Annotated in this window: 4 protein-coding genes; all 4 read left to right on the top strand. The window is 63.6% G+C overall.

Annotated elements, in window-relative coordinates:
• Positions 1-314: ankyrin repeat domain-containing protein (locus tag ACRDUX_RS34450; protein WP_526420935.1), on the top strand; the 314-nt coding region annotated here is incomplete at its 5' end.
• 151 nt (positions 315-465) lie between these two features.
• Positions 466-1,227: an O-methyltransferase gene (locus ACRDUX_RS34445; protein ID WP_526420933.1), complete on the top strand. Its 762-nt coding sequence runs from the start codon at positions 466-468 to the stop codon at positions 1,225-1,227.
• 416 nt (positions 1,228-1,643) lie between these two features.
• On the top strand, positions 1,644-2,579 hold the full coding sequence (locus ACRDUX_RS34440) for an amidohydrolase family protein (RefSeq protein WP_526420931.1): 936 nt from the start codon (positions 1,644-1,646) through the stop codon (positions 2,577-2,579).
• A 461-nt stretch (positions 2,580-3,040) separates the two neighbouring features.
• A partial coding sequence (locus ACRDUX_RS34435; protein ID WP_526420929.1) for a site-specific integrase occupies positions 3,041-3,417 on the top strand: 377 nt, incomplete at its 3' end.

The raw sequence follows: 3,417 nt of genomic DNA, 5'->3' as shown, positions 1-3,417 counted from the left end.
GCGTACCCGTGAACCTCACCAACACCAACGGGGACACCCTGGTGATGCTCGCCAGTTATTACGGACACGACTCCGCTGTCGCGGCGCTGATCGCGCGCGGGGCCGACGTTGATCGACACAACAATCGAGGACAAACTCCGTTGGCAGGCGCCGTCTTCAAGAACGACACAACGATCATCGAACTGCTGCTGTCAGCCGACGCCGATCCGCTGGCAGGCTCGCCGTCCGCGCTTGAAACCGCACGGTACTTTGAAAGGAACGAACTCGCGCGGCAACTGTTGCAACACGCACACGTGACATCGCGCAGACGATGACCATTTCGCGCAGTGCGGGGATTTCGCATCAATGAAATCGCTCGCCAACTCCATCGGCCCGACCGCGCGGGAACGGCTCCAGGGATCTGAGCAAGACAGAAAGGGCCGATCTGATGACGAAGTCCGCATCTGGAGATGAGGTTTCGGTGCAATGAGTCTGACGAGGACGTTGCGACAGAAGTTTCCATTCCTGAGGTATTCGTTCCTGCGCATGGCTTTCGGCGGCCTGAACGTCGTACGGACGGGTCAGATGGGTGACGGCCGGGAGGAGGCGACGGCCGAGTACGTCATTGCCAACGCGCCGGCAGGCGATGTCGACGCCGCGATCGACGCCATCGACGACTTTGCCTACGACAAGTCGATCCTGATGAACGTCGGCGACGAGAAGGGCCAGCTGCTCGACGCCGCCGTCAAGCGCGCGAATCCGAAGCTCGCCATGGAGCTCGGTGCCTACTGCGGATACAGCGGGCTGCGGATCGCCCGAGCGGCACCAGCCGCCAAGGTGTTCTCGATCGAAAAGTCCGGTGCCAACGCCTCGGTGGCCCGCCGCGTGTGGGCGCACGCCGGCCTCGCCGATCGCATCACCTGCATTAACGGCACCGTCGACGACGGGACAACGCTCGAGGTTCTTGCCAAGGACTACGGATTCACCGAGGGCTGTTTGGATTTCGTGTTCCTCGACCACTGGAAGGACGTATACCTGAACGACCTGCAGCGGCTAGTCGACCGGGGCTGGCTGCATCCGGGAACGATCGTGGTCGCCGACAACGTCGGCATCCCCGGCGCACCCAAGTACCGCGCCTATATGAAGGAACAGCAAGGCAATCGGTGGCAGACCATCGAGCACGAAACCCACGTCGAGTATCAGACGCTACTCAAAGACCTGGTTCTGGAGTCGGAGTTCCTGGGCTGAGCCGCGCCACCATCACATCGCCGCCCGGAATGCGAGTGATCCGCGACTGGGTGAGGCTTGCCCATCCACGTGACAAGGCCCCAGACTCAGGCTCGACGAACGACGACCACGTCAGTGAGCCGACTCTGCGATCGGGCCTGTTCCGGCATCACCACACCAGCGTCGCGCACAACACTGCCACGCAACGGTCTTCGACATATCGACCGCTGCTACTGCAGTCTCGATGACCTCACCGCGTCGGCAGAAACCGATTCGGCATCCGGTTTGTCCCGGTGTCTGCTCGCCGTGCAGGAACACCGGTCAAAGCTACGACAACGCGTTGGCCGAGACCGTCAACGGCTACGACACGTACTGACCCACCGGCGGCTGGGAACACGTACAGCCGCGATCGTGGTGGTCGGTGCAATCATGGGAGCATGCCCACATCTACTGGACTTGTCGATGTGCACGCCCACTTCGTCACCGACGAGTATGTCCGTGCCGCCCGGTCGGCGGGTCATCTCGCACCTGACGGCATGCCGGGGTGGCCGCAGTGGAATCTCAATGAACAACTGTCCGCGATGGACCGACGCGATATCCGGCGGGCCATCCTGTCGATCTCCTCGCCCGGTATGGACCTCGGCGACGTCGCCACCGCCCGTGCCGTCGCCGAACACGTCAACGACGAAGCGGCGAAGCCCGTCCGTGACCATCCCGGCCGCTTCGGGTTCTTCGCCTCGCTGCCGCTACCCGATGTCGACGCCGCGGTCGCCGAACTTCGCCGGGCCGTCGACACTCTCGGGGCGTCCGGCGTCATCCTCGATTCGAACATCGATGGCCATTACCTCGGTGATCGGATCTTCGAACCTGTTTGGGCGGAGCTCAATGCGCGGCGGGCTGTGCTGTTCGTCCACCCGACGTCTCCGGTCGGGTGGGAGCGGACCGCGCTCGGTCGGCCCCGCCCGATGCTGGAGTTCATGTTCGACAGCACCCGCTCGATCACCGACCTGGTGCTCGCGGGCGTCGCGCACCGGTATCCGGACATGCGGATACTGGTGCCACATTCGGGTGCGGCACTGGCCTTCTTCAGCGATCGCATCGAGCTCTTCAGACAGGGCGGGAGCGGACCGCCGTGGCGAGACGCGATGCGCGCCTTGTGGTTCGACATGGCAGGGACGCCGTTCCCGATTCAGCTGCCAGTTCTCGCGGACGTCGCGGGCACTGCCCATATTGTCTACGGCAGCGATTCCTGCTGGACCCCCGCTGCGGGCGTTGATGCGCAATTGGCATCAGTCGACGCCGCCCCACCGCCGCCCGGCGCCACCAGCTGGCGAGAGCTGACGACCAGGAACGCCGATAGCCTGCTCGCCTGACACGTGCCGCGGGGGCCGCTGCGTTCCATGCTTGAGGCGCAGCCGATTCTCACGGCACTGTCCGTCGGGAAAGGTCGCGCTGGATGTTTTCGTGACGAGCTTCCGAAGCAATGAGCCGTTCTCCCCAACGCGCAGGTCTACGCCGATAAGCGTGACCCCGACTATTGGCTCAACAAGGCTGCGGCGGAATCCGCTGCACCGGAGGCGAAGACGACCCTTACCCAGTCGTATCAAACCGTTCACCCTTATATTGCTTCCGGACAATTGCGGACCTTCGATGGCCTAACAACGCTCTTTCCGGGCGTCCGGGCCAGGCACGATACGAGTCCATTGTCGTGTAGGTAGACGCGTCGGCAAGTCCGACTGTCGTCGTCGTCAAACCGTCGTCAGCTCGCGGGCGAAACAGTGGCACCTCCGCTTTCCATACTCGACGATCTTGCGCTGCGGATCAGGTAGCAAGCGTGTGCGATTGGGTCGCCCGCAACGGGTCACAGGGCCGAGGAAACGAGGTCCACGCGCTGGCGGTGCTGTTCGCCGCTCACACGGGTATTCGTGCCGCCGAGCTCCAAGGTCTGCAGCTGCAGGACGTGACCCTGTCCACCCTCCCCGCCACGGTTGGCAGTATCCGAGTAGTCCGCACGGCCACGCGCAAGGCCCGTCAGTGGACCGAAGGCACGCCGAAGAGCGACGCCAGCTCGAATCGCGTAGTCCCTCTAGCACCGTGGCTAGCCGACGAGTTGCGTGAGTATCTCACAAGGGTTCACCCGTTCTCTGCCATCAACGCGGCAGGCAACAAGTACATCCCGAACGCTCCCCTGTTCCCCGGTCGCCGCAATCG

Origin of the sequence: Mycobacterium sp. (assembly GCF_050701675.1) — a bacterium.
Lineage (GTDB): Bacteria > Actinomycetota > Actinomycetes > Mycobacteriales > Mycobacteriaceae > Mycobacterium.
Note: the sequence above shows the minus strand (reverse complement) of the source record. Positions and strands in the feature narration are given on the sequence as shown.

Bases quoted from the DNA above. Each gene is read 5' to 3' on its own strand.
- ACRDUX_RS34440 (WP_526420931.1), top strand. From the start codon at position 1,644: ATGCCCACATCTACTGGACTTGTCGATGTGCACGCCCACTTCGTCACC.
- ACRDUX_RS34445 (WP_526420933.1), top strand. From the start codon at position 466: ATGAGTCTGACGAGGACGTTGCGACAGAAGTTTCCATTCCTGAGGTAT.